At 45.1% G+C, this 25,867-nt stretch carries 23 protein-coding genes; 12 read left to right on the top strand and 11 right to left on the bottom strand.

Features of this window, described 5'->3' with window-relative positions; translation table 11 throughout:
- Positions 1-6 precede the first annotated feature (6 nt).
- Positions 7-1,194 carry an MFS transporter gene (locus tag AB4167_RS04080; RefSeq protein WP_017067575.1) on the bottom strand — a complete coding sequence of 396 codons (1,188 nt, stop codon included), beginning with the start codon at positions 1,192-1,194 and terminating at the stop codon, positions 7-9.
- A gap of 281 nt (positions 1,195-1,475) precedes the next feature.
- On the opposite strand from AB4167_RS04080, the gene AB4167_RS04085 reads away from it, so the two are divergent.
- Positions 1,476-2,357, top strand: coding sequence for a LysR family transcriptional regulator (locus AB4167_RS04085; RefSeq protein WP_104216431.1), 882 nt, complete (start codon positions 1,476-1,478; stop codon positions 2,355-2,357).
- A gap of 121 nt (positions 2,358-2,478) precedes the next feature.
- Here the strand turns inward: AB4167_RS04085 and AB4167_RS04090 are convergent, their stop codons facing one another.
- The 3 genes from AB4167_RS04090 to AB4167_RS04100 all read right to left on the bottom strand — a co-directional run bounded on the left by AB4167_RS04090 (position 2,479) and on the right by AB4167_RS04100 (position 4,147).
- On the bottom strand, positions 2,479-2,769 hold the full coding sequence (locus AB4167_RS04090; RefSeq protein ID WP_104216430.1) for a putative quinol monooxygenase: 291 nt from the start codon (positions 2,767-2,769) through the stop codon (positions 2,479-2,481).
- Between the two features lie 207 nt (positions 2,770-2,976).
- Positions 2,977-3,474 carry a hypothetical protein gene (locus AB4167_RS04095; protein WP_102398569.1) on the bottom strand — a complete coding sequence of 166 codons (498 nt, stop codon included), beginning with the start codon at positions 3,472-3,474 and terminating at the stop codon, positions 2,977-2,979.
- Between the two features lie 139 nt (positions 3,475-3,613).
- Positions 3,614-4,147, bottom strand: a complete 534-nt coding sequence (locus AB4167_RS04100) for a dihydrofolate reductase family protein (protein WP_198594800.1) — start codon at positions 4,145-4,147, stop codon at positions 3,614-3,616.
- A gap of 93 nt (positions 4,148-4,240) precedes the next feature.
- On the opposite strand from AB4167_RS04100, the gene AB4167_RS04105 reads away from it, so the two are divergent.
- Positions 4,241-4,804, top strand: a complete 564-nt coding sequence (locus AB4167_RS04105) for a TetR/AcrR family transcriptional regulator (RefSeq protein WP_372125792.1) — start codon at positions 4,241-4,243, stop codon at positions 4,802-4,804.
- A 161-nt stretch (positions 4,805-4,965) separates the two neighbouring features.
- Positions 4,966-6,498, top strand: coding sequence for a phospholipase D family protein (locus tag AB4167_RS04110; RefSeq protein WP_372136169.1), 1,533 nt, complete (start codon positions 4,966-4,968; stop codon positions 6,496-6,498).
- Positions 6,499-6,618: 120 nt separating this feature from the next.
- Here AB4167_RS04110 and nfsA read toward each other — a convergent pair whose 3' ends face one another.
- Positions 6,619-7,341 carry an oxygen-insensitive NADPH nitroreductase gene (gene nfsA, locus AB4167_RS04115; RefSeq protein ID WP_017060948.1) on the bottom strand — a complete coding sequence of 241 codons (723 nt, stop codon included), beginning with the start codon at positions 7,339-7,341 and terminating at the stop codon, positions 6,619-6,621.
- Between the two features lie 279 nt (positions 7,342-7,620).
- On the opposite strand from nfsA, the gene AB4167_RS04120 reads away from it, so the two are divergent.
- A complete protein-coding gene (locus AB4167_RS04120) occupies positions 7,621-8,865 on the top strand; it encodes an NADH:flavin oxidoreductase/NADH oxidase family protein (RefSeq protein WP_372136170.1) in 1,245 nt (414 codons plus the stop codon).
- A 127-nt stretch (positions 8,866-8,992) separates the two neighbouring features.
- Here AB4167_RS04120 and AB4167_RS04125 read toward each other — a convergent pair whose 3' ends face one another.
- A complete protein-coding gene (locus AB4167_RS04125) occupies positions 8,993-9,619 on the bottom strand; it encodes a TetR/AcrR family transcriptional regulator (protein ID WP_004732262.1) in 627 nt (208 codons plus the stop codon).
- A gap of 124 nt (positions 9,620-9,743) precedes the next feature.
- Positions 9,744-10,652 carry a carbamate kinase gene (arcC, locus tag AB4167_RS04130; protein ID WP_004732260.1) on the bottom strand — a complete coding sequence of 303 codons (909 nt, stop codon included), beginning with the start codon at positions 10,650-10,652 and terminating at the stop codon, positions 9,744-9,746.
- 396 nt (positions 10,653-11,048) lie between these two features.
- On the opposite strand from arcC, the gene AB4167_RS04135 reads away from it, so the two are divergent.
- The 8 genes from AB4167_RS04135 to AB4167_RS04170 all read left to right on the top strand — a co-directional run bounded on the left by AB4167_RS04135 (position 11,049) and on the right by AB4167_RS04170 (position 20,185).
- Positions 11,049-12,485 carry an APC family permease gene (locus AB4167_RS04135; RefSeq protein ID WP_017078523.1) on the top strand — a complete coding sequence of 479 codons (1,437 nt, stop codon included), beginning with the start codon at positions 11,049-11,051 and terminating at the stop codon, positions 12,483-12,485.
- Between the two features lie 16 nt (positions 12,486-12,501).
- Positions 12,502-13,593, top strand: coding sequence for an agmatine deiminase (gene aguA / locus AB4167_RS04140; protein WP_017078524.1), 1,092 nt, complete (start codon positions 12,502-12,504; stop codon positions 13,591-13,593).
- 131 nt (positions 13,594-13,724) lie between these two features.
- Positions 13,725-14,771 carry an ornithine carbamoyltransferase gene (argF, locus tag AB4167_RS04145; RefSeq protein ID WP_004732254.1) on the top strand — a complete coding sequence of 349 codons (1,047 nt, stop codon included), beginning with the start codon at positions 13,725-13,727 and terminating at the stop codon, positions 14,769-14,771.
- Positions 14,772-14,946: 175 nt separating this feature from the next.
- Positions 14,947-16,212 (top strand): RidA family protein, encoded by a 1,266-nt coding sequence (locus AB4167_RS04150; RefSeq protein WP_372136171.1) that lies wholly within the window; start codon positions 14,947-14,949, stop codon positions 16,210-16,212.
- A gap of 178 nt (positions 16,213-16,390) precedes the next feature.
- Entirely contained in the window at positions 16,391-17,374 is a 984-nt protein-coding gene (locus AB4167_RS04155; protein WP_372136172.1) for an HAD family hydrolase, read from the top strand.
- 178 nt (positions 17,375-17,552) lie between these two features.
- Positions 17,553-18,248 (top strand): aspartate/glutamate racemase family protein, encoded by a 696-nt coding sequence (locus AB4167_RS04160; RefSeq protein ID WP_372136173.1) that lies wholly within the window; start codon positions 17,553-17,555, stop codon positions 18,246-18,248.
- 611 nt (positions 18,249-18,859) lie between these two features.
- Entirely contained in the window at positions 18,860-19,096 is a 237-nt protein-coding gene (locus AB4167_RS04165; RefSeq protein WP_017067743.1) for a YdcH family protein, read from the top strand.
- A 192-nt stretch (positions 19,097-19,288) separates the two neighbouring features.
- Positions 19,289-20,185: a LysR family transcriptional regulator gene (locus AB4167_RS04170; RefSeq protein WP_372136174.1), complete on the top strand. Its 897-nt coding sequence runs from the start codon at positions 19,289-19,291 to the stop codon at positions 20,183-20,185.
- 101 nt (positions 20,186-20,286) lie between these two features.
- On the opposite strand, the gene AB4167_RS04175 is transcribed toward AB4167_RS04170, so the two are convergent.
- The 4 genes from AB4167_RS04175 to glpK all read right to left on the bottom strand — a co-directional run bounded on the left by AB4167_RS04175 (position 20,287) and on the right by glpK (position 25,821).
- Positions 20,287-21,096 (bottom strand): SDR family NAD(P)-dependent oxidoreductase, encoded by an 810-nt coding sequence (locus AB4167_RS04175; protein WP_372136175.1) that lies wholly within the window; start codon positions 21,094-21,096, stop codon positions 20,287-20,289.
- 302 nt (positions 21,097-21,398) lie between these two features.
- Positions 21,399-22,958: a glycerol-3-phosphate dehydrogenase gene (gene glpD, locus AB4167_RS04180; RefSeq protein ID WP_372136176.1), complete on the bottom strand. Its 1,560-nt coding sequence runs from the start codon at positions 22,956-22,958 to the stop codon at positions 21,399-21,401.
- Between the two features lie 287 nt (positions 22,959-23,245).
- Entirely contained in the window at positions 23,246-24,040 is a 795-nt protein-coding gene (locus AB4167_RS04185) for a DeoR/GlpR family transcriptional regulator (protein ID WP_372136177.1), read from the bottom strand.
- Between the two features lie 260 nt (positions 24,041-24,300).
- The gene (glpK, locus tag AB4167_RS04190) at positions 24,301-25,821 is read right to left on the bottom strand and encodes a glycerol kinase GlpK (RefSeq protein WP_008215951.1); all 1,521 of its coding nucleotides are present in this window, start codon (positions 25,819-25,821) and stop codon (positions 24,301-24,303) included.
- Positions 25,822-25,867: the final 46 nt, after the last annotated feature.

Here is a 25,867-nt window from a genome sequence, read left to right on the forward strand (position 1 = left end):
TAGATGCTAGATGCTAGATGGAACAGCTTGTTGTGCTTGCTTCTTATCTAACGCACCACTGAATCGAGTCAGAACAAGAGCGATCAAAACGATCACAGCACCTACCCAAGGGGTGTTCATTAATCCAGATTTCGCGACAATCAAACCACCACCCCATGATCCCAATGCAATACCGACGTTGAAGGCTGCAATGTTCAACCCAGAAGCGACATCGACGGCGTCAGGTGTGTATTTCTCAGCCAGTTTCACAACATACACTTGTAGCCCCGGAACGTTACCGAATGCAAATGCACCCCAAACCAAAATAGTCGCAACGGCTGCATAAGGGTTTACAGCGGTAAAGTTGAATACCACCAATACTGCGGCTAAACCAGAGAAGATAACGGTCAGCGCTTTAATTGGGCCCATCTTGTCAGCCATCTTACCACCCCAGATGTTACCTACCGCGACTGAAACACCGTAAACCAACATGATTAAGCTGATTGAGCTCGAATCAAATCCTGATACATTTTCCAGTATTGGAGCAAGGAACGTAAACGCTGTGAATGTGCCGCCATAACCCAGTGCTGTGATAGCGTAAACCAACAGTAAGCGTGGTTGAGTTAGAACCTTTAGTTGTGCTGAAATCTTCGCCGCTGGTGGTTGCTTAAGGTTGTTTGGAACCAAGATAGCACTACCGATAAGAGCAATAAGGCCAAGCAGAGCAACGATCAAGAAGGTCGCTTGCCAGCCAAAGGTTTGCCCGATATAAGTGCCCAGTGGTACGCCGGTTACCAATGCAACCGTTAAACCTGTAAACATGATCGCAATGGCACTGGCTGCTTTATCTTTTGAAACCAAACCTGTCGCGATGGTCGATCCAATCGAGAAGAACACGCCATGGGCAAGGCCAGTCAAAATTCGTGCGGCGATCAGCGTGTTATAACCCGGAGCTTGCCACGCCAATAAGTTACCAATGACAAACAATGCCATCACGGTTAGCAATACCGCTTTACGATTCCACTTTCCGGTTAATGCCGTTAATACTGGTGCGCCAATAGCAACGCCAAGCGCGTATAAACTGACTAATAGGCCTGCCGATGGCAGAGATACATTCAAGTCGCTCGCCATGGTAGGAATCAAGCCTACGATGACAAATTCTGTGGTTCCGATGGCAAAGGCGCTGAGCGTCAATGCAAGTAATGCTAATGGCATAATCATCTCTCTTACTGTTCTTTGTTAAATACCGAGCGCGATAAAATGGGGCAGCTTGTGACTGCAATAGGAGCGCTTCGTTTGATGGCGAGGATTATCTAGCAATATATATTTGTGATAAATGCCATCATTAACAAATAACCTTTGTGTTATTTGCAATAATTGGAGAGTTAGCCGATCATTGGATTAAGCTGATGAGATCGAAAAGACTCAGATGATTTGAGCTGTGATGAGCACAAGCGAGATGACATTAAACAAAATGAAGATAGCGAAGGAGCCTCATGTTAACCCGTTCAGATGATTTAGAAATGGTACTCACCGTTGTCGATGCTGGTGGTTTTTCTGCGGCGGCAGAGGCGCTGGATGTGCAGGTCGCCAAGGTGTCTCGTTCGGTGAGTAAGGTTGAGTCGCAACTCGGCGTCTCAATATTCAACCGAACAACAAGACGCGTGGAATTGACGGAGGAAGGAAGGCAGTTTGTCGATTCAGTCAGGGTGGGATTACAGATGATTCAGAGCGCGGAAGAAGAAATCGTGTCGCGCGGAGAGTTGCCAAAAGGTCGTTTAAGAGTCGATGCCGCCAGTCCATTCGTATTCCATCAGCTAGTGCCGTTGGTGCAGTCATTCAAAGAGGCTTACCCAGACATTGAGTTGGAACTCACTTCCAACGAAGGCTTCGTTGATCTTCTCGAAAAGAGAACCGATGTTGCGATTCGAATCGGTAAGTTGTCCGATTCAACATTGCACGCTCGCCCGTTAGGAAAAAGTTTACTCCATATTGTGGCGTCACCTGATTATCTCGCTAAGCGTGGGCTACCCACCAAACCTGAAGATTTGAGTTCGCATCAAATTGTGGGATTTTCGGGTAACAAAGTGCTTAACCATTGGCCTTTGCCAAACCAAAGTTATGTCGCGCCTACTGTGACAGCCAGTAATGGTGAAACGGTGCGTCAACTGGTATTAGCTGGAAATGGGATAGCTTGTTTATCGGGGTTTATGGTGCAGGAAGATATGGCAGCAGGTCGCCTAATCCCTATTCTGGAACAAGACAAACTTGCCAACACAGACCGAGAGCGAGTGAATGCGGTTTACTACAAGTCGTCATCGGTCTCTAAACGTATCTCGGCGTTTATCGATTTTATTCAGCCCCGTTTGAAGCTCTAACTAAGGCAGTTGACGATATCCGCATAAATGAAAAAAGCCCCGCTGACGTGCAGCGGGGCTTTCAAATCGAACTCGATAGCTTGTCAGTGTGCTTTCTAGTAACAGACTACTGAAACTGTACTTAAGCGATCTTAGTCATCTCGTTAAGTGTAAATGACGTAACACTACCTTCGGTTGCTGCCATGTATTCAGCAAGGTGGGTATTACCCATGTGTGTTTGCCAAAGTTCACGCGACGTCCAGTTTTCGTAGAAAGTGAAATGTGCTGGGTTTTCATTGTCTTGGTGAAGGTCGTAGTTGATGCAGCCTTCTTCAGCGCGAGTAATATCAATCAGCTTTAGCAGCTCTGCTTTAACCAATTCAATTTTGCCTTCGTTAGCGACGATGTTTGCGACGATAGTTAGTTGAGTCATGTTGGTACCTATATTATTTTTCACCGAAATGGTGATTTGTCTGTGTTTACAGTGCCACTCTTTGTTCATTGAGCTGCAGTCTGTGTCGATGGATAAATAATAGTGGGAATATTTGAAACGATAAACAGTGCTACATTTGAATTATTGTCAAAAAATAATTGATAATAACTTGGGAATTATGTGCTACTAGGCGTAGGTGAGGAGTATTTAGAAGCCGCCCGCCCACGCATCAAAATCGTCAATGTTGTCGAGCTCTTCTTTAGTTCTTGGGGCTGGGTAATAAGGCAGAGCCAATCTTTGAGTGGAAGGTTGCAGTTCCCAATCGGGTGTAATCTTGAGTCGGGTTAATTCATCGTTGAGGCGCACAAACATATAGTAGCCGTCGGCATGGGTATTGGCGTAACTCGCGATAGTTGCGATATCACCAGAAGGTAACTTTACGTCTCGACCTAGTGGATAGAGTTGGTGCAATGCGAAACTCACTTTGGGATCTTCAAGTTTGCCTTGCTTAAAGCGTTCTAATCCGATGGCGGTTGAAGTAGTGCGCGGCTTCCACCCTGTGAGGAGCAATCCACTCAAGTTATCTTGGAACGGCTTACCCTTTCGATTGCCTTCATTGGTAATGAATTGAACCGTCAGCGTGTCTCCCGATTCTTGCAGAATTTCTAAAAACTGTTCACCAGTGCGATCGACCAAAAGCTTCATAATATCCAGCTACCATCAAGAATGAGAGACGATAAAGGGTACTACTATAGGGAAGGCTTGTGTAGGGACGATAAAGGTTATGTAGCGTGAACAATGTTTTCGGTGTTGATCCTTTCATGCCCTTAGTTCAACAACAGCTTTAGCGCTTACGTAAGTAATGAGTTTGCACGATCTCATCAAGGTACGTCGTGACGCCTTTCAACGTAAAATCGACGGGAGATACTAAGTCACCAAATAACGGGGACCCACCACCAAGCACGATAGGAATGGTCGAGATGATCAGCTCATCAATCATGTCTTCTTTCATGAAGTTTTGAATGGTGATGCCGCCATCAATGTACAAGTTGTTTAGGCCTTTGTTATTCAAATCCGCGACAATCTGTTTAAGCTCGCCCTTCATTAAAAACACCTTACCTTCAAGCTCTTGAGGTACTTTACTTAAAGTGTTGCTCAGTACATAGACTGGCTTGCTGTAAGGCCAATCGATACCAAAGCTCAGCACCATGTCCATTGTATTACGTCCCATGACCAGCGCATCGATACGATCGGTGTGGGCGTTGTAACCCATGTCGTCACCGTCTGGATTTGGAATCGCTTGCAGCCAATCTAAGCCGCCTTGCTTGTCTGCAATGTAACCGTCAAGGCTGGTTGCGATGAATACAATATTTGACATTTTTAACTCCGATATCAATGAGAAACTTGGCATCTACACGGTAATAAATTAAAATATTCTACAGTGTAGAAATAAAGTTTAAGAGGTGACGGTATGACTGTCAAGGATCAGAAACGAGGTCGACCAAAGAGTGGATCAAGCCAACTCAGCGCCGAGAGAATTCTCACTATTGCTAAAAGCATGATGCGAGAGAGTGGCAAAGTGCCAAGTGTTCGAGGGTTGGCGACAGAACTCGGGGTTGATGCGATGGCTATATACCATTACTTCAAAAACAAAAATGATCTGCTTGAGGCAATCACGGTTTCCTTGATTGAAGAAGTCGCGCAGCCAGAATTGAATCAAGATTGGCGAGATAACCTATATCGGCTCAGTGTGAGTTACTTGTCGATGCTAAACGAATATAGAGGCTTGTTAGAGACCTTATTGACCATGAAATCCCTCGGGCCGATGGAGGTGTTTAGTGAACGTTTTACAGCGGTGTTGAGCCCGTTAGCGTTAACCAAAGAGCAAACCAAAAATGCGTTGGACTTGCTGGTGGATTATTTACACGGCTACGCTTTGGCGTTGAACTGTAACCCAGACCGAACTGAGCTCACCATTGAAATGGTCGAAAAGCCGCTGAGTTTATACTGTTTGGCGCTCAATCAACTTAAGTGATCTGTAGGCCAATTTAACGACCTTTAAATTTATACTGGATAATTACCTATAAATTTCAGGATTTAGCAGTAATAATCAATGAATAGATCGGAATAGCTTGTTCATTGAAAAGCTGTACGGAAAGTTTCTAAAGACGTCATCGTGAAAAGGAAGTCAGATACATGCCTGTGCTCCAACGCATCAGTTTAACGTTAATCTTAATCGCCGTTTTAGGTGGGTGTTCTTCACTTCCTGAAGGCATCGATCATCCAACAGAACCGCCAACCTCTCCTGCACCTAGTTCTTTATCGGTTCTAACCAATGAATTTCAGCCTGAAGCTTTAGAGCAAGGCACCACTGCGGTTCGTCTGCAAGAGTCTGGTTGGGATGCCTTGGCACAGCGATTAGCGCTGGTCGAAAGTGCCGAGCACACCATCGACATTCAATACTACATCTGGAACTCTGACGAATCGGGCAGCTACCTAGCCAGCCGTTTGTTAGCCGCGGCCGAGCGTGGTGTGAAGGTTCGTGTAATGCTGGATGATATCAACCTCAACGAACGTGAAGGTTTGTTGTCGGCACTGGATGCGCACCCTAATGTCGAGATTCGTATCTTCAATCCAACCCCAACACGCCGCGGTTTCAGTAAATGGCTGAGCTTTGTCGGCGACTTTTCTCGTTTAAATCGCCGTATGCACAATAAGTCGTTTACCGTCGATGGTACTTTGTCTGTGGTGGGTGGACGTAATATTGGTGATGAATACTTCGACCTTTCTGATGAAATCAATTTCCGAGACCGCGATGTATTAGTCATGGGCTCGGTAGTTAACACCATCCAAACCAGTTTTGTTGAATACTGGAACAGCCGTTGGTCTTACCCTGTCGATATGCTGGGTGATGACGAGCAACCTGATCTCTCGAAGATAGATAATATTGTCGTTCCGCATTATCAAAATTACCCGGAATTGCCACTAGATCGTAAGGCTGCTGATAGTTTGCTGAAAGAGGTGATTGGTGAGATGGCATGGGTGAATGCGCGTTTTGTTTACGATCAGCCTGTTCCTGATGATTCAGACAATACCGATGAACCGAAAGCGACCGCGATTCTTCTAGGGAAATTAGCGAGCGAATCGAAACAAGAGATCTTGCTGGAATCCGCTTACCTTGTATTCGATGATGGTCAGCTTGAAGAGTGGCAGGTATTGAACAACAAGGGCGTTGAGATAAAAGCGCTAACTAACTCTATGGCGTCTAATGATCTGGTGACTAATCACTCCGCTTATGCAGGCAGACGTTACGACATGTTGGAGCATGGCATCGACCTGTTTGAGCTAAAACCAGAATCTAAGCTGTGTGAAGCATCGACTCAAGACGTGTCTAAATGTGCGCCTGAGACGGCCTATGGTTTGCACGCTAAATCAGTTGTATTCGACCGCAGCATCGCAAGCATTGGCTCATTTAACTTCAACTTGCGTTCTACCTACCTCAATACGGAATCGGTTTTGATCATCGAGAACAAAGAGATTGCTGAAATGTTAGCTGACACCATTGAGCAAGCGATGAGTGAAGATAATAGCTGGCGCTTGGAACTGGAAGACGGTGATGTGTATTGGTATTCAGGCGATCAACGTTGGGACAGCGAACCTGACACTGGTCAATGGGAACGAATGCAGTCTGGCTTCCTACAATTGTTACCGATTGAGAAATATCTGTAAGCTAGCCGCCTCCGGATAAATAAAAATGTCAGCGTATATTACGCTGACATTTTTGTTTGTACTGCTGTTTGCTGCTAGCTCTAATCGCTTAACGGCTTAACGGCTTAACGGCTTAACGGCTTAACGCTTGGTCAGCTGCTTGCTGTTTAAGTAAGGCAGGATATGTGGGCGAGATTCACCAGAGAGTTTCTGTGTGATCTGCTGTGACCAACTGCTCTGCTTTTGGTTGCTTGAACGGCTTGCGTAGTAGCTTTGCATCGAATCATCGTAGCTGGCAATTTCATCTAGGCTCAGCGGTTGGTATTGGTTTTCGTGCATTACTACGTGAGCAGGGAGGCGAGGTTTCACCTCTGGTTGTTGTGCCGGGTGACCTAAGCACATCCCGAACAACACGGCGGTGTGCTGTGGCAGTTCTAACAGTTCATCGACTTGTTGTGCGCTGTTACGCAACCCGCCAATGTAAACGCCACCCAAACCTAGAGACTCAGCAGCCAGCATGCAGTTTTGCGCCATGATGCCAGAATCGACCGCGCCAATCAGGGTCAGTTCAGTAAAGTCGGTTTTCACTTCAGGGTTAATTTGAGCGTGGCGTTGATAGTCGATACAGAACACCAAAAACTCAGCCGCGTTCTCCACGTAAGCTTGATTGCCTGCGTATTCAGCTAGCAACTTGCGCTTCTCTGTGTCTGTCACTCTCACGATAGAAACAGCCTGCAGTAAGCTCGATGATGAAGCCGCGAGACCAGCCTGAATAATCACATCAAGTTGTGCTTTTTCAATCGGTTGATTTGTATATTGACGAATGGAGCGGTGCCCCAGAATAGTTTCAATCGTGCTGTTCATAACTCTCAGACAGTCCTTGTGATGATGGCGTAGAGAATCACAATAACGACAATTACCATGAGCGTAAAGAGTGTTTGAGCCTTTCTGGTTGACATATTTCAGCAGCGCCAGCCCAGTTTTTGAGATTCTATTTATAATCGATTAATGTCAGCTGCTATGCCGCTGGCATTTTATTATTGAGTGAAACTTGCTTCGAAATAGGCGTTAAATGCTCAGAACTGTCGGATAAAATAGGGCATACTGGACTGAATATATAAACCAAAGAAAGTAACCACGCGCATGAATCCGATCTGCCTCAACGACCCTTTTTCTCTTCCTAATGGCCAAGTGATCAAAAATCGCCTGTTCAAATCGGCAATGAGTGAACAGCTAGGTGATAAACATCATAACCCTAAGCAAGGTTTAGTCACGCTTTACCAGCGTTGGGCTCAAGGAGGAATTGGCCTATCCATGACGGGCAACGTGATGGTCGATAGAGGTGCGCTTGGTGAACCTAAAAACGTTGTGTTGGATGAGCAAAGTGACTTAAGCGTATTTCGTGAGTGGGCGAAGGCTGGAACACAAAATGGTTCGCAGATATGGATGCAATTGAACCACCCAGGAAAGCAAATCCCTAAATTCTTATGTGATAGCCCGGTTGCTCCTTCGGCTATCTCTTTAGAGCGTGGATTAGAAAAAGGTTTCAATACGCCACGAGCTCTGACTGAGACGGAAATAATCGCAATCATTGATAAATTTTCGCTGAGTGCAAAGCTTGCAAAACAAGCAGGCTTTACTGGCGTGCAGATTCACGGTGCTCATGGTTATCTCGTGAGTCAGTTTTTGTCTTCGAGACACAATCAACGCCGAGACAAATGGGGTGGCTCACTCGAAAACAGACTTCGTTTCGTGCTTGAGGTTTATCGCGCGATTCGAAAAGAGGTCGGTGACGATTTCCCTGTCGGAATTAAGCTCAACAGCGCCGACTTTATGAAAGGTGGCTTCACTGAAGAAGAGTCGATGCAGGTTGTGCAAACACTGAGTGATAACGGTATCGACCTGATTGAGATCTCCGGCGGCACCTATGAAAGCCCATCAATGATGGGTTCAAAGAGCAAAGCTGAATCAATCAAGTCCAGCACAGTAAAACGTGAAGCGTATTTTATGGATTACATGGTTAAGGCGAGAAAACTCGTCAGCACTCCGCTGGTGGTCACGGGTGGTTTTCGAACCGCGCAAGCAATGAATGAAGCATTAAACACCTCGGCGACCGATTTTATTGGTATTGCGCGCACAATGGCGGTTGATCCTGATTTCCCAAACAAGTTAATTGAAAACCCTAGCCACGGCATGCCGCTAACGGTGCCAACCACAGGAAAACCCGCATTAGACAAAGTGGCGATGGTCGGGCTGGTTTGGTATGAACATCAGATGTGGCGCATTGCCTCTGGCAAGAACGCCGACCCAAAACTAAGCGCACTCGGTGTGGTGTTAAAAACAATTTTCAGCGCTGGTTGGCACGCTTTCAAAAAGCGCAGAGCGTAAGCAGTCATGGATTGTTAAAGCAGAACTTTGAGGAATTGAAGTTCTGCTTTTTTGTTTGGTCAGCGAGTTTAGCCTGGTCATCGAGCGCAAATAGAAAGGTAAGACGTTATCGGGATTACAGGTTCTCTTAATGCGTATGCATCATGCTAGGCTCTGTTTTTTGACAGATATGAGGAATATACAGCTTAAGGTAAGACTCGGTCAGTCGGATTGCTTCGTTGGCAAGTTCTGGTGTGATGCAGCCATGTTGTCGATAAGATAACGAGTATATTTTATCTGCGACTTGCAATGAGATAGCGAAGACATTGATGGATTGTGGTAACTGAGGAACATCAAAAAATTGTCGATAAATCGTTTCTACTTCTTTACCAAGAATTAAGTCATTCTCGGTGTCTGCATGTCCTAGCTCAGTGAATGTATGACGACCTAGAATTAACTTTTTAGCAATCGGGTGATTGTTGTAATAATTAACATACGCTGTTTCAATCATGCGATTGATGTCAGTCCAATGATTAACATGCTCGTAATCTATACATTTACCGAGCAGAGAGTCGAAATCAGTAAAAACGTCATCTAATAGATTATGAAATAAGTTCTCTATGTTTGGATAGTGGTGATAAACCGTAGATGTTGCCATTCCACACTCTTTGGCAACATCGTACATTGAAATATCAGTAGCTTCACGGCGTTCCATTAGTTGCACAACAGCATCATGAATTCGAATTAACTTTTCTTCGGTTGTTACTTTGCGCATCTAATGATCCTCATTTTTATTTGGAACACAAAAAACATAAAGGGCTTTCAAGAAAAGTTCCAATCGGAATATCGAAACTTAGACTTTATTACCCTTTATTTATATAAAGCATTATAACCCAATATTAAGCATTAATATGTGTCCCCGTTTTTCCTTCTATGATCTCTAATGCACTAGACAGGTCACCAATGTATCCATGCTGTTTTGTTTTTTCTACAAATTGACAACATGCGTCGACCTTCGGCCCCATAGAACCGGCTGGGAAAGTGTACTTTTTCATTTGTTCAACTGACACGTTCTCAAGCTTCTCTTCCTTTGGGGTTCCCCAATCTAAACAAACATGAGAGCCGTCAGTGAGGATCAGTAAATGTTCTGCGCCGATTTCTTCTGCGATAAGAGCAGCTGTCATGTCTTTGTCGATTACCGCTTCAAAACCCACATAAGCGCCATCTTTTTCGACGACTGGAGCGCCACCGCCACCGCCACAAATAATTAGGTGCTCTTTCTCTAGCAAGTCTTTGATGGCTTTTATTTCTAGCACTTCTTTTGGTGAAGGTGATGGCACCACGCGACGCCAGTGTGCACCGTCAGGTTTCACAACCCATTGGTTGGCTTCTGCGAGTTGTTTGGCTTGTTCTTCTGTATAGATAGGGCCAATAAATTTGGCTGGGTCGGCAATCGCAGGATCATTCTCGTCGATAACAATGCGAGTTAGAATCGTGGTCGTAAAGCGGTCTTTAATTGCAGCATTTAGCCCCTGCTGGATAAGGTAACCAATCATCCCTTGAGTCTCGGCACCAAGCACATCAAACGGATAAGGAGGGCAATCTTTATAAGCATTGTTCTGTAATGAGAGTAGGCCGACTTGAGGGCCATTTCCGTGCACAACCACTAAACGGTAGTCTTTGCTGAGTTCAGCCAAAGAGCTGGCGGTTTGCGCGATGCTCTTTTTTTGGTTTTCGCAACTCATTACTTCACCACGCTGTAGTAAAGCATTCCCACCGACAGCAACAACAATAATAGGCTTCGACATGTTTAACTCTCCAAATAATATTTTGCTCAGGGCAAATAAGTTAGTTTGAATTGTATTTAAATAATGCAGGTGTCGTGGGGATAGAAATCACAATTCGATTTGTGATCAATATTTGATGTTTTTAGTCGCCTATATGTCACAGAAAGCCTTAATTCCCCCTAGATTAACTAGATATGTGATCTTGGTTTTGAAATGGAAAATGTATTTATTAATCGAATGGTTATTGACCAAAATCAAGTATTCCGACTTTTAGCATTATAAATCTAATATTTGTTGGGTTTATTTTATTTTTACCCCGAACTCGTTTATGTAAAACCGATATTCAATTCTCATCCCAGTTCACTTCATCGCTTTGCCGTTTAATTAATCCCGAATTAGAGATTAAGGAGCTAAGAGATGAGTAACGAAACGCAAGGAAAAATGGGGGTTACGGGAATTGCACTCTTTACACTGTGTGCAGTTTTGGTGGTCGACACATTAACCGCGTCAGCCAGTATTGGTGTCAGTGCCATTGGTTGGTGGGTGTTAATGCTGGTCTTCTTTGTCATTCCATATGGCTTAATTACTTCCGAACTGAGTACCACCTACCCAGGTGAAGGTGGGATTTACGATTGGGTAAAACAAGCCTTCAATTTTAAATGGGCAGTCAGAACAACGTGGTTTTACTGGATTAACGTTGGTTTATGGATGCCTGCGGTATATATCATGTTTGCAGGGATGTTTGCCGAACTCTTCATGCCAGATCTGTCTTTATGGGGACAAATCGCCATTTGTATATTACTGACGTGGCTAACGGTTTTGATTTGTAATGTGTCTGCCGACATCGGTGTGTGGGTCACCAATATTGGCGCAATATTAAAAATTGTCGTGATCAGTACATTGGGTGTGGGCGGCTTTATCTATGCAATGAAAAACGGCGTTGCCAACGAATTTACGTTGCCCGCAATGATGCCTTCATTGGATTCTGCGGTCTCTTTCTTACCCGCGATTGTGTTCAACCTAATGGGTTTTGAACTGGTTGCGACCATGACTAAAGAAATGAAAGACGTTCGTGATATGCCTAAGGCTGTCTTCCTCTCTATCGGTATCACCGCTTTCTTATACATCTTCGGTACGGTAGGCATTTTGATGGCGCTACCTGTCGAAAGCATTGGCTTGGTGTCTGGCCTTATCGACACATTTAGAACACTTTTCGGCACTGGTGTGGTTGGTACAGCGATGGTGTACATCTTCGGTACTTTCGCTTTGTTAACGCTTATCGGCAACATGGTGAGTTGGACAATGGGCGCTAGCCGAGCTGCTGCTGAAGCCGCTCAAGAAGGTGAGCTTCCAGCCCCAGTCGCGAAAGTGTCTGAGAAAGGCTCTCCAGTTGGCGCAAACAACATCACAGGCACAGTATCAACGGTCGTTATCCTGTCTTACGCGCTGTTTGCTCAGGGTAATGATGATCTGTTCTGGTCGATATTTGCCTTCTCTAGCTGCATTTTCTTACTTCCTTACCTGTTCATGTTCCCTGCATACCTAAAGCTTCGAGTGGTTGATGGTCAACGTGAACGCCCATTCAAAGTTCCGGGTGGCATGGCGGCTCAATGGGTCATGTCGATTGTTTGTTTCTTGGTCGTCCTTCAAGCCGTGATCTTATTCATTTTCCCTGAGGCCCTTGATCTAACTGTTGCTGATTGGGGATACACAGGACCTGTTTTGATTGGCGTGATTGCCACCATCCTTGCTGGTGAATGGATTCTTCTAGGTGCTCTAAAACGCAAGAAGCAGCAAGGTTCAGGCGATGACGACACGACCGAGACACAAGATAAAAAAGAAGCTCAAGCATAATTTAGGGGACATAACGATGAAAAAACTGATTGAGACTACTCCAAAACATGATGGCTTCAGAATGCCAGGGGAACACGAGCCACACAGCGAAATTTGGATGGCTTGGCCAGAACGTACTGACAACTGGCGCAATGGGGCAAAACCAGCGCAAGCGGTGTTTGCAGACGTTGCTACCAAGATCAGCCATACAACACCAGTCACCATGCTTGCGAGTTCAGACCAATACGATAACGCAGTATCTCGCTTACCAGAGGACATTCGAGTGTTGGAAATCTCGACTGATGACTCTTGGATGCGTGATATCGGTGCGACTTATGTTGTTGATGACAGCGGTGAACGCCGAGGTGTGGATTGGGAATTCAATGCATGGGGCGGATTTGTTGATGGTTTGTATTCACCTTGGAATCGCGACAACCAAGTTGCTCAAAAGATGTGTGAAACCATTCGTGACTCTCGATACCGCGCTCCAATCGTACTAGAAGGCGGCTCAATTCACGTCGATGGCGAAGGCACGCTCTACACAACAGAAGAGTGCTTATTACACGAAAGCCGCAACCCAGATATGAGCAAAGAAGAGCTGACAGAAGTACTTTGTGAACACCTCAATGTTGAGAAAGTGATCTGGCTGCCTCGTGGCTTGTACAACGATGAAACCAATGGCCACGTGGACAACATCCTTCACGTCGTGAAGCCGGGTGAAGTCGTTCTGACGTGGTGCGATGACAAGAATGATCCTCAATATGAGATCAGCAAAGAAGCCTATGACTACATCACCAGTCAAACCGATGCCAAAGGCCGTCAAATCAAGGTACACAAGCTGCCGATGCCAGGCCCTCTTTTCATGACCGAGGAAGAAGCGGCAGGTATCGATATCGCAGACGGAATGGAGCGAGAAGCGGGTGAGCGTTTAGCGGCGTCGTATGCCAATTACCTGATTACCAATAACCAAATTGTGTTGCCGTTGCTCGATCAACGCTACGACAACGATGTTATCGGGATCTTGGAAGGCATTTATCCAGGCTACGAAGTGAATGGCGTTCCGGCTCGAGAAATTTTGCTAGGTGGCGGCAATATCCACTGCATCACCCAACAAGTACCAAGAGTTTAGTTACAACAGAAAAACCAATTTAATCCAAAACGTAGCGGTTCTTGAAAGTGATGGCAGGTATTCAAAATTAAATTGCCATCAAAGTGAACTGAAAGAGCCGCGCACAATATTATGAAAAATAGGAACTTATTATGAAATTACCGTCTTCTAGCGCAACTGAACTAAACAAAGCAAACCTAGAGCACATGGTTTCCATGAAAGATTTCTCTGTAGAAGAGATGGACAACATGATGGAGCTGATGACTCATCTGAAACAGGCGCGCAAAGACAACGCGATCCCACCACTGTTTAAGGGCAAATCAGTAGGGATGATCTTTGAGGCGGGTTCTACTCGTACACGTGTTTCTTTCGAGGTGGCAGCAACATTATTGGGTGGTCATGCACTATTCCTATCACCAAAAGACATTCACTTAGGTGGTAAAGAGTCGATTGATGATACGTCTCGTGTGCTGTCTCGTATGTGCGACATCATTATGGCTCGTACTAATAGCCCTGAAACACTAGACGGCCTACTTGAAATGTCGACAGTGCCTGTAATCAACGGACTTGATACTCGTTTCCACCCAACTCAAATGCTAGCGGATCTCTACACGATCAGAGAGCACATTACTGATGGGCGTAAGCTATCAGACCTAACTTTAGCATTCATGGGTGATGCGACAGATGTGTGCCGCTCTTTGATGCTGACGTGTGCTAAGTACGGTATGGGCTTCAAACAAATTGGTCCTAAGAAATACCACATGGAGCAAGAGTGGATCGACATGGCACTCAACTTCTGTGAAGAGTCTGGTGGCACGATTGAAATTACTGATGATGTAGAACGCATCAGTGATTGTGATGTTGTGTACGGCGATAGCTTCTACTGGGTGACGCAAATGGATGAGAAGGAAGAGCGCCTTGCGGCATTCATGCCTAACTATGTTATCACAGAAGAGCTAATGGCTAAGGCTCGTCCGGGCGCAATGTTGCTGCATTGCCTACCTGCGAATGACAAAGAAGAAGTGACTCGCGGCGCACTAGAAAGCGAATACTCAGTGGCGTTCGATGAAGCAGAAAATCGACTCACTGCTCAGATGGCGATTTTAGTGTACTTCACACATAAAGATGCGGTTATCCCAACACAAGAAACCGTTAAGCATCATGAAGAAAAAATCAGCAGCTTCCTAAGTACTCTGTAGAGGTTTATTTGTGGGGGCGTAAGAACCTCCACTGTGTTGCTCGAATTAAGCTGAACCAGTATTCATCACGATTTATTGGTTCGGCTATTTTTGTACCTTTTATTTTGAAATGTCGGTAAACACGCAGCTAATTGGCTATATCTGACATCAATACTCGAATAGGAGATGTATCGACATGAGTGCCGATATTATTAAAGTTTCAAGAAACACTGAAGATGCACCGCTGAGCCCTTTCTCAACACAATCGGTGGCATTCTCACACTACAATAACCTTTCTGCTCAACTACCGATTGACCCTAAAACAGGCAGCTTGATCTCAGGCTCTTTGGAAGATCAAACCAAGCAGTGCTTACTAAACATTCAAGCGATTGTGGAGAGCATTGGACACCGCATGCACGACGTTGTGAGGGTAAATATATACTTGAAGAACATTGCGGATATCGATGCGGTTAACGAAATCTATGCGTCGTTTTTCCAACACTATGTTCCCACATGCACGACACTCGCTGTAGCCGATTTGCCGCTCGAAGGTGCTTACTTGCAAATGGATGCGGTGATCTCTAATGGTGAAGGAACCTACCCTCAAGCGGCTTGTGAGTTAGTTAAAATTGCAAGAAACACCCAACACGTACCAGTCAGTTCTCTATCAACTCAAACGGTGGCTTTCTCTCACTATAATCACATTTCAGCCCAGTTACCGATTGACCCGCAATCGGGCAGCATCGTTGCTGGTGGAGCAAAAGAGCACGCGATTCAATGCCTCAAAAACATCAAATCGATACTGGAAAATGTAGATGTTCCGCTTGATGACATCGTGAAAGTGAATATCCATGTGAGAAGCCTTGATGACCTTGCAGCAGTCAATGAAGTGTATACCACCTTCTTCCCGGACTCCGCGATTGCGAGGGCTGTCGGCTACATGCCTGCGCGCTCGGTGACGGTGGTTGAAGGCCTTGCAATGGGAGCGTTAGTACAGATGGATGCGACCGTGTCACACGGTGATGGGACTCCGCCGCAAGCGGTTGAAGACCGACATGGGATTGTAATTAATGCGAACAATACCAAAGCTGCGCCAATAAGCCCGCTTTCAACGCAAACTGTCGCCTTTTCACACTACAACAATATCTCCGCTCAATTACCGATGGATCCAAGAGTTGGAGCGATTGTTGCGAATGGCGCAAAAGAGCAGGCGATGCAGTGCCTGAATAACATTAAAGAAGTGATTGAGAGCGCTGGTCATGTCATGGATGACATCGTGAAGTTGAATATCCAATTAAGAGACATGGCAGATCTAGATGTGCTTAATGACGTTTGCACGCACTACTTTGACGGTCCATTACCAGCACGCACAGTTATTGGTGTGTCTGATATCCCTATGGGCGCCTTGGTGCAAATTGATGCGATTGCTTCCAATGGTGAAGGTACTCCACCTAGCCTTTAAGCTTTCTATTTAGCTTTTTAAACAACGAGGGTTGGCCGTGAGGTTAGCCCTCGTTTTACGTTTGTTCCAATACCAACATGAGTATTGGTTATAGTGTCCATAAGTGGAAAATCAGAGTAGACCAACTAGGATGAATTGAATTAAACCCTACAATTAATTCAACAACATGGTAGTTGCTATGAAGAAAATAACTCTTTTATCCGTCGCGATCTTATCCAGCCTCTCTTTCTCATCTTTTGCTAAGGATTGTGATCCCAATTTGCTGCCGTCATGGAAGGATAGTGAGAGCAAATCCGCTATCGTCGACTTTGTTGGGCAAGCCACCCAAGCTGAATCTGATACCTTCGTTGCGATCCAAGATCGTATTGCTGTATTTGATAACGACGGCACGCTTTGGTCTGAAAAGCCATACTATTTCCAATTGGCTTTCGCGTTAGATCGAATCAAAGAGATGGCGCTTGAACACCCTGAATGGAAAACGGAAGCACCGTTTAAGTTCGTGCTTGAAGGTGACATCAAGAGTGTTCTAGGGAGCGGCGAAGAAGGTTTATTGAAAATTATCATGGCGACACATTCTGGTATGACTGTTGAGCAATACCAGCAAGACGTTGAGCAATGGCTGACGGTAGCAAAAGATAAACGTTTCAACAAAGCCTACACAGACCTTACTTATCAGCCAATGAAAGAGATGCTGACTTACCTGCAAGAGCATGACTTTAAGACTTATATTGTGTCGGGCGGAGGCGTTGATTTCATGAGGGCGTGGGCTCCACAAGCTTACAATATTCCTACAGAGCAAATCATCGGTAGTGCGCTTAAATACAACTACAGCTACAACGATGGCAAACCAACGGTGACCAAAGATTCGTCCATTTTGACCATTGATGACAAAGCCGGAAAGGTCACTAACATTCAGCATATTATCGGCAAAAAACCTATTCTAGCGGTCGGTAACTCCGACGGTGATCAAGCCATGATGCAATGGGCAACGAGCCAACCCAACTCAATGGCTATGATTGTTCATCACACTGACGCTGAGCGCGAGTGGCAGTACGACCGTGAGTCTCATGTTGGCAAGCTTGATAAAGCGCTCGATGAGGCGAATTCCAGAGAGGATTGGACACTGATCGACATGAAATCAGATTGGTGCAAGGTGTACTAACACCTAGTATACCCATGGTCAAAACCTCAAAACCTCAAAACCTCAAAGGCTCGGATTTTAAATTCGAGCTTTTTTTGTGAAACAGCGAAGGCTTCGTCTGATTTTAGGCCAGAACGTACTATAAATTTTCAACGCATGACGGTTTAATCGGATAGTCGGAAACTAAAGGAATAGAAATATGAAAACGATCGGTTTGCTCGGTGGTATGAGTTGGGAGTCGACAGTGAGCTACTACAAATCCATCAACGAGGGTGTGAAAGCTACCCTTGGCGGGCTCAATTCTGCAAAGGTTTGTATGTACAGCGTGAACTTCGATGAGATTGAAAAGCTACAGCACCAAGGTCGTTGGGCTGAGACGGCTGACATCTTATCGGACGCGGCTTTATCGGTAGAGAAGGGCGGCGCGGACTTCGTCCTGATCTGTACCAATACCATGCATAAGGTCGTTCCTGAGATCGAAGAGAAAATCACGATTCCTATCTTACATATCGCAGATACCACGGCGCAGAAGCTGCTTGAACAGGGCGTAAAGAAAGTCGGATTACTCGGCACGGCTTTCACGATGGAACAAGATTTCTATAAAGGACGCCTGACTAACAAATTCGGTATCGATGTGGTGATTCCTGATGAGGACGACCGAGAGAAAGTGCACAACATCATTTATCAAGAGCTGTGCCGAGGCGAAGTAAAAGAAGAATCTCGAGATGTATACCGTCAAATCATTGAGAAGCTAGGCCAACAAGGTGCAGAAGCCGTTATTCTGGGCTGTACTGAAATCGCCCTCCTGATTCAGCAGCAACACACTGATGTTCCCTTGTTTGATACCACAGCCATTCATGCAGAAGCGGCTGTACGTTTGGCGACGAGTGACTAACTTCTAGTTCTTATTCTTAGTTCCATAGCTGTCCTATTTTCGCTCTTGTACGATTTTCATTCGTTGAAGTGAAAGTTTTTTGTACAAAAGCAGGTCGTTAGTTAAAGAAGCGATGCTTTGTTCATTAACCAAGGCCTTATCGGTAGGTAAGGTTTTAGTTAATGACTGAGGTATCCGCGCTTTTAAGCACTATGCTTTAGTCATGACCGAAAGAGGATTTATTATGAAATGGCTTATCTTATCTGTAACGCTATTGTTCGTGGCAGGATGCCAATCGACAGGCTCTGACACGTCTTCACATGATCAAATGAATCGAGTTCATTCTGGTGGTTGTAGCAGCTAATCCTTTTTTGAAAATACTTTTTAGCTGCTGTTATTATCATTTCTGTCACTGTTCTTATAAAGAACTCACTTCTACAAAGCCTTGCGATTACGTGAGGCTTTCTTCTATGTAAAACAACGCATCCCTGCCGATTTATGTTGTAAATTTGTGAATCTGAATTGTCTATATTCTATGCTGTGTACTGGATCTCATTTGTTATTTGACTCCCTTGCTAAGGTTAATAATGAATGCGTAATACCAATCACTTTACTCAACTTAAGAGGTTTCTATGCTAGGTGAAAATCATTCTCTTGTTCACGAATTTCCTGAAATGAAAGATAAAATTGCTGAGCTTGTTAAAACTGACGATGGCTTTGCAGCAGACATGAAGACGTACGACAACCTTGATAAAGAGATTCGTAAGCTTGAGCTGAAAGATTCACCCATTGATGACGGCTCGATGCACCAACTGAAACATGATCGTTCTGTACTGAAAGATGCACTGCATGCACGTTTAACTGGCTAGTGAGTTGGTAATTTTGCTGACTAGCTAAATGGCGAATTGCAGACTTAGACAAAAACTCCTTCGGGAGTTTTTTTTCGTTTTGGCTCAATCACTTCTTCACAATTCAACTGAGTTAATACGTTGTATTGTTATGTTAATGACGCATAATGAGGGTTACTGGTACACGATTTTTAAGATTTTATTGGTAATCTCATGAATATTGAACACCTCAAATTGTTTGTTCGTTTAGCTTCCACACATAACATCAGCATGGCTGGGCAAGAGCTTGGTTTGTCTCCTGCTGTTGCCAGCTCGCACATCAGTAAACTGGAAGACAATTTAGGCGTTCGCTTGGTCCACAGAACCACTCGTAAGGTATCTTTAACCGAAGAGGGTGAAGCATTTTTACCTCATGCTGAAGAAGTGTTATCGAGTGTGGATGCTGCCAAGTCGGCGGTCGGTGTAGGCTGTGATTCTCCAACCGGAACGCTGAGAGTTACCGCATCTGCGTCTTTTGGACGTTTGCATCTTGTTCCTGCTTTACCTGGATTCTTAGAACGCTACCCTGGGTTAAAAGTCGATCTCAGGCTATCAGATTCGATGGTGGATGTTGTTGAGGGTGGCTTTGATATCGCGATTCGTATCTCGGAGCTGAAAGACTCGACTCTGATTGCCCGAAAACTTGCGACAGACAAGCGTATTGTGTGTGCATCGCCTGATTACTTAATCAAATATGGTAAGCCAGCCACACCTCGAGATCTTAACGATCATCAATGTATTAGCTTAATTGGTTTAGAAAACTGGACCTTCAATGCTGAAAGCGGGCCTAAGACGATTAAGGCATCTGGTTCGTTCAGGGCAGATAACGGGGAAGCACTGCGTGACGCAGCCTCAGGTGGTATGGGGATCACGGTGACATCGAATTGGTGTGCCTATGAACAACTGAAAAGCGGTCAGCTGGTTCAAATATTAGAAGATTACCCATTAACATCAGAGCCTGCAATTTGGGCTGTGTACCCAAGCACAAGGTTACTTGCACCAAAGGTGAGAGCCTTCATTGACTACTTCTCTGAATATTATGGTAATCCGCCGTATTGGGAACAAAAGTAGAATCAGATAGATTTAACGAAAAAGCCCTACGTGACTAAGTTATGCGTTAGTCACGTAGGGCTTTTTCTTGGAATCAGAAAATCACTTGAGCATAGCTGTCATTAAGAAAGCGTTGCTTTGATGATCTCTTCAATTTTAGCGACAACTTGTTGTGACTTATCGCCGTAAATCGCATCTGGGTGCGGGTTAGCAAACGTGTTGTTGTCGTTATCAAAGTATTGACCGCCTGCTTGTGCGAACTCATCAGACAATGATGCGTGAACCAGAATATCAGAACCGATGCTTAGGTCGCCGCCTGCAATGCCATAAGCGTCTTTCACCATCTTGCTGCCTAGTAACGAAGCTGGGTTGACAGCAACCACCATTGGCCCTGTAGAACCTAACTCTTTTGCCATCTCGCGAGTCCACATGGTGATCGCAAGCTTGCTTTGTGCGTAAGCGTCGCCATCAGAAAGCGGTTTTTTACCTTCTAGCGCTTCGATGTTCACTGCTGCTTGCGCCGCTGAAGATAGGTTCACTACTCGGCTAGATGCATCGAGTACAGGTAGCAGACGTTTAGTCAGGTGGTATGGTGAAATAGTATTCACAACAAAACGAACATCTAAACTGTCTTTAGTTATTGGGTTCGGAGTGTTGAACACACCTGCGTTGTTAATCAGTACATCAATCTTATCGTGCTCAGCAATTACTTTGTCAGCCAACGCATCCACATCGGCCAGAGCAGACAAGTCTGCCACGTAACTTTGAATTTTCGCTTCAGCAGAGATAGCCACAAGTTGCTTCTCTACGTCTTTGAGCTTGCTTGGGTTACGTCCATGCAATAAAACGTGGTGACCTTGTTGAACAAGTACTTTTGCCGTTTCGAAGCCGATACCATCGGTAGAGCCTGTGATCAGAATAACTTTTTGCATGGAATAGATTCCTTATTAAAGCGCTGACATAGTGAGCGTTTCTAAATGTGTCGTTTCGTTGAGGTAAAGAATAGCAATCTTTTATAAAGTTGATAATCAAGCTGATTAATAAAACACTATTTAGTTTTTGTTGAAAATGGGGGAGTGAACAAAGCCTCAGCCCGTGCGAAGGAGACGATCAATAGAGAGATTTATCTGATCGAGTTCTTAGGCCGGAATAGCAGGCAATAAAAAAGCTTAGCGCGGGGGACGCTAAGCTTCGTTGTTAAGTATGTTCTTGAACCATGTTTAGGCTAGTGGGGTTAGCCTACTTGAGAAAAGCTTACAACCTTGCTTTGTAGCTTCTCTTTCAGGTAATCCGTCACCGCTTGCTGCTCGGATTCGCTCATGTACAGGCCAAGTTTGGTTCTGCGCCACAAGATATCTTCGTCAGTCATCGCCATCTCTTCATTGATCAAGTAATCGATTTCAACTTGATAAACGCCATGCGCTTCGCTTGAGAATTGGATGCCAAGGTCAGCTTCGCTATTTGCGCCTTCCAGTAGCTTCCACGTGTAAGTACCAAATTGAGTCACGTAGCGAAGTAACAACGCTTCAGATGCCCAAGGGTATTTAGTGTGGATCATCTTCGCAAGTTGCTCTCTGCTGCAACTAAAGTTACCACCGGGAAGCGTATCGTTTGCTGTCCATGGTGCACCCATGTTGGTTAGGTGTGGTTCTAACTTTTTAAGTGCCGCTTCGCCGAGCTTACGGTAAGTGGTTAGTTTGCCGCCGAAGATCGAAAGCAGTGGTGCTTGATCCAGTTCTGCGTCCAATTCCAATGTGTAGTCACGAGTGATCGCTTGTGGTGAATCCGATTCGTCGTCACAAAGCGGTCTTACGCCACTGTATGTCCAAACCACGTCTTCACGGCCAAGTTGTTTAACAAAGTGCTGGTTAACGATATCAATCAAGTAATCCACTTCGACATCATCAATTGCGACTTTACGTGGGTCGCCTTTGTATTCAAGGTCGGTAGTACCGATGATCGAGAATTTATCTAGGTAAGGGATCATGAACACAATGCGATTGTCTTTGTTTTGCAGAATGTACGCTTGTGGTTCGTCATGAATGCGTGGCACAACAATGTGTGATCCTTTGATCAGACGAATATTACGAGGCGAAGCCTGCTCTAATCCATCATCAAAGAACTGTTTAACCCAAGGACCAGCTGCGTTAACCAGCGCTTTTGCTTTGCGTTCAAAGCGTTGGTTTGTCATCACATTAAGGATCGTCACATGCCAAATACCGCCTTCACGGTGCGCTTTTTCAACACGGCAGTAGTTACGTACTTCTGCGTTGTTTTCTTTTGCTGCCAACACGTTGAGCAATACCATACGAGCATCATCAACCCAGCAATCTGAGTATTCGAAGCCTGTCTTCATTTCTGGTTTCAGTAGGCCCGATTTCGCTAGGTTGACTGTCTTACTTCCAGGAAGAGTGGTGCGCTTACCCAAGTTATCGTAAAGGAATAGGCCACAGCGAATCATCCAAGCTGGGCGTAAAAATGGTCGATGAGGTAAACGGAAACGCATTGGCTGAGCAACGTGAGGCGCTTTTCTTAACAAGACTTCACGTTCAGCGAGTGCTTCCGAAACCAAACGAAATTCGTAATGTTCAAGGTAGCGTAGGCCACCGTGGATAAGCTTTGAGCTAGTAGAAGACGTCGCAGACGCGAAATCATTTGCTTCGTATAAGCCAACGTTTAGACCACGACCTGCTGCATCTGCCGCGATGCCTGCACCATTGATGCCGCCGCCAATCACGATCAAGTCTAAAGTGGAAGATGTACTGTTGTTTGAATTATTTTGTTGAGCACTCATGGTTTTGACCTCTTTCTGAGCGAACGAGCATTTTAGAACATAATTGAATCCTATATGAACTTTCGTTTGCGGTCATTTGTTATTTTCGTTTATGCGCGTTTTATGTGATTTGCGCATAAAAAACCTTCGCTTATGACAGCGAAGGTTCCAAATAACTCTCATTCGAGCATAGAAGTGATACTGTTCATGTTGAAGTGCGACTTTCTAAGTAACAAAAAAGCCCATTATCGATAAAGTGATCTACCAATAATGGGCTCTTTTAATGAACATGATTTCTGAGCGTTTTTTTATTCGTCCGACGCTAGTGGTTGAGACGCGGTCTCGATAACTTCTAATGGAATATCTGAATCTTTAAGGATGTTCAGGATCTCTTCTGGTGGCTGTTTATTGGTGAACACCATGTGTGCTTGAGAGATGTTACCCAGCTTAACCATTGCGTTACGACCAAACTTACTGTGGTCGACTGCCAGGAAGATGCTGCGGCTGTTTTCGATGATGGCTTGCTTCACTCGAACTTCATGGTAGTCAAAATCAAGCAGTGAGCCGTCAAAGTCGATACCGCTGATCCCTAGAATACCGAAGTCGAGGCGGAACTGCTTCACGAAATCGAGTGTTGCTTCACCCACGATACCGCCATCACGGTTTCTTACCTCGCCACCTGCCAAGATAACTTTTATCTCTGGGTTTGGTAGCAGGATACTGGCAACGTTGATGTTGTTAGTCACGACTCTGAGTTGTTTGTGGTTTTTGTTCAGCGCGCGTGCCACGAATTCTGGTGTGGTGCCGATATCAACGAACAAGGTTGCACCATCTGGAATGTGTTTTACCAGCTCGTCGGCAATCACATCTTTTTCATTGAAGTTAAGCGCTTTACGCGTGTTGTAAGAGGTGTTTTCTGAGCTAAGAGGAATGGTTGCACCACCGTGATAACGACGGATTTTGTTGCTATCAGCCAGCTCATTGAGGTCTCGTCTGATGGTTTGTGGGCTGACATCGAATTTTTCAACGAGCTCTTCTGTGCTCACATATCCTTGTGTTTTTACCAGGTCTACAATCTGCTGGTGTCTTGGTATCTGCTTCACTTAACTTACCACTCCCTGCACGCTATGGGTTCTAGCGCGTCACAATCGAAAATATTAACTCGCGCTATTGTGCTCGAATTGATGAGGAGAGAGAAGTAATGATGGTAAGGAATTATGTCCAAACCGCAAAAACGTTGATCAAAACATGAAAAATTGGCTCCAAACGCAAAAAAGAGCACAAAATAGTGCTCTTTTTAGTTTCGTTTACTGAGGAACGAACAATTCAATCGATAAGAGAGTGATTATTCGAACGCTCGATTTTACTCTTCGTCGTCATCGTGCAGTTCAGACCAAACTTGTGCACACTTGATAGCACGCTTCCAACCTTTGTAACGGCGGTTACGCTTTTCTTCATCGTGGTGTGGCAAGAACGTACGGTCTAGTACTGCTTTGTCTTGAAGCTCATCGATGCTGTCCCAGAAACCAACTGCTAGACCAGCAAGGTATGCTGCACCCAGAGCCGTTACTTCAGTTACTTCAGGACGGTGAACTTCTGTATCTAGTACGTCTGATTGGAATTGCATTAGGAAGTTGTTCGCTACTGCACCACCATCAACACGTAGGTTTGCTAGCTTGATGCCAGAGTCCGCTTGCATCGCATCCAATACGTCACGAGTTTGGTAAGCAATACCTTCCAGTGTTGCACGGATGATGTGGTTAGAGTTAACGCCACGTGTTAAGCCAACAATCGTACCGCGAGCGTAAGCATCCCAGTATGGTGCGCCCAGACCAGTAAAGGCTGGAACAACGTAAACACCGTTTGACGTATCTACTTTAGTTGCGAAGTACTCAGAGTCTTCTGCGCCAGCCAGTAGCTTCATTTCATCACGTAACCATTGGATAGATGCGCCACCCATGAATACCGCACCTTCAAGTGCATAAGCTGGTTCGCCTGTAGGACCACATGCTAATGTCGTTAATAGGCCGTTCTTCGATGTTACTTTCTCTTGGCCTGTGTTCATCAGTAGGAAACAGCCCGTGCCGTATGTGTTTTTCGCTTGACCAGCTTCAACACACATTTGACCGTAAAGCGCTGCTTGTTGGTCACCCGCAATACCAGCGATTGGAATACGAGTACCGCCTTTACCACCAAGGTTCGTTTGGCCGTAAACTTCAGAAGAGCGTTTCACTTCAGGCATCATTGATGCTGGAATACCCATCTCGTCTAGTAGCTTGCTGTCCCAGCATAGGTCGTTGATGTTAAACAACATAGTACGTGATGCGTTAGTGTAATCCGTAACGTGTACACGGCCTTGAGTCATCTTCCAAACCAACCAAGTATCAACCGTACCGAACAGTAGCTTACCTGCTTCAGCGTCTTCGCGAGCGCCTTCAACGTTGTCTAGAATCCATTTTACTTTTGTACCTGAGAAATACGGGTCAAGGACTAAACCTGTATTGTCACGCACGTAGTCTTCTAGGCCACGTTCTTTAAGTTCTTCACAAATTTCTGCAGTACGACGACATTGCCATACGATGGCGTTATAAACCGGCTTACCTGTCTCTTTGTTCCAAACAATGGTGGTTTCACGTTGGTTAGTGATACCAATGCCCGCTAGCTCATCGCTGCGGATGCCTGCTTTAGCCAGCGCTTCAACCAATGTAGAGCTTTGAGTCGCCCAGATTTCCATTGGATCATGCTCAACCCAGCCAGCCTTTGGATAAATTTGAGTAAATTCTCGTTGAGAAGAGCTTACGATGTTTGCATCGTGATCGAGGATTACAGCGCGAGAGCTTGTAGTGCCTTGGTCTAGGGCAACAATGTATTTTTGCTCGGTCATGGTAAGAATCCTTTTTGTTCCGTTATTTATATTTTAGTAAATGTAA

The organism is Vibrio sp. 10N.286.49.E11 (assembly GCF_041469505.1).
In the GTDB taxonomy this organism is placed as follows: Bacteria; Pseudomonadota; Gammaproteobacteria; order Enterobacterales; family Vibrionaceae; genus Vibrio; species Vibrio crassostreae_C.

Bases quoted from the DNA above. Each gene is read 5' to 3' on its own strand.
- AB4167_RS04125 (WP_004732262.1), bottom strand. From the start codon at position 9,619: ATGCGCAAAGTAACAACCGAAGAAAAGTTAATTCGAATTCATGATGCT.
- AB4167_RS04160 (WP_372136173.1), top strand. From the start codon at position 17,553: ATGAAAACGATCGGTTTGCTCGGTGGTATGAGTTGGGAGTCGACAGTG.
- AB4167_RS04090 (WP_104216430.1), bottom strand. From the start codon at position 2,769: ATGACTCAACTAACTATCGTCGCAAACATCGTCGCTAACGAAGGCAAA.
- AB4167_RS04100 (WP_198594800.1), bottom strand. From the start codon at position 4,147: ATGTCAAATATTGTATTCATCGCAACCAGCCTTGACGGTTACATTGCA.
- AB4167_RS04155 (WP_372136172.1), top strand. From the start codon at position 16,391: ATGAAGAAAATAACTCTTTTATCCGTCGCGATCTTATCCAGCCTCTCT.
- AB4167_RS04135 (WP_017078523.1), top strand. From the start codon at position 11,049: ATGAGTAACGAAACGCAAGGAAAAATGGGGGTTACGGGAATTGCACTC.
- AB4167_RS04120 (WP_372136170.1), top strand. From the start codon at position 7,621: ATGAATCCGATCTGCCTCAACGACCCTTTTTCTCTTCCTAATGGCCAA.
- AB4167_RS04110 (WP_372136169.1), top strand. From the start codon at position 4,966: ATGCCTGTGCTCCAACGCATCAGTTTAACGTTAATCTTAATCGCCGTT.
- AB4167_RS04080 (WP_017067575.1), bottom strand. From the start codon at position 1,194: ATGCCATTAGCATTACTTGCATTGACGCTCAGCGCCTTTGCCATCGGA.
- glpD (WP_372136176.1), bottom strand. From the start codon at position 22,958: ATGAGTGCTCAACAAAATAATTCAAACAACAGTACATCTTCCACTTTA.
- nfsA (WP_017060948.1), bottom strand. From the start codon at position 7,341: ATGAACAGCACGATTGAAACTATTCTGGGGCACCGCTCCATTCGTCAA.
- AB4167_RS04095 (WP_102398569.1), bottom strand. From the start codon at position 3,474: ATGAAGCTTTTGGTCGATCGCACTGGTGAACAGTTTTTAGAAATTCTG.
- glpK (WP_008215951.1), bottom strand. From the start codon at position 25,821: ATGACCGAGCAAAAATACATTGTTGCCCTAGACCAAGGCACTACAAGC.
- AB4167_RS04105 (WP_372125792.1), top strand. From the start codon at position 4,241: ATGACTGTCAAGGATCAGAAACGAGGTCGACCAAAGAGTGGATCAAGC.
- argF (WP_004732254.1), top strand. From the start codon at position 13,725: ATGAAATTACCGTCTTCTAGCGCAACTGAACTAAACAAAGCAAACCTA.
- AB4167_RS04085 (WP_104216431.1), top strand. From the start codon at position 1,476: ATGTTAACCCGTTCAGATGATTTAGAAATGGTACTCACCGTTGTCGAT.
- AB4167_RS04175 (WP_372136175.1), bottom strand. From the start codon at position 21,096: ATGCAAAAAGTTATTCTGATCACAGGCTCTACCGATGGTATCGGCTTC.
- aguA (WP_017078524.1), top strand. From the start codon at position 12,502: ATGAAAAAACTGATTGAGACTACTCCAAAACATGATGGCTTCAGAATG.
- AB4167_RS04165 (WP_017067743.1), top strand. From the start codon at position 18,860: ATGCTAGGTGAAAATCATTCTCTTGTTCACGAATTTCCTGAAATGAAA.
- AB4167_RS04170 (WP_372136174.1), top strand. From the start codon at position 19,289: ATGAATATTGAACACCTCAAATTGTTTGTTCGTTTAGCTTCCACACAT.
- AB4167_RS04150 (WP_372136171.1), top strand. From the start codon at position 14,947: ATGAGTGCCGATATTATTAAAGTTTCAAGAAACACTGAAGATGCACCG.
- arcC (WP_004732260.1), bottom strand. From the start codon at position 10,652: ATGTCGAAGCCTATTATTGTTGTTGCTGTCGGTGGGAATGCTTTACTA.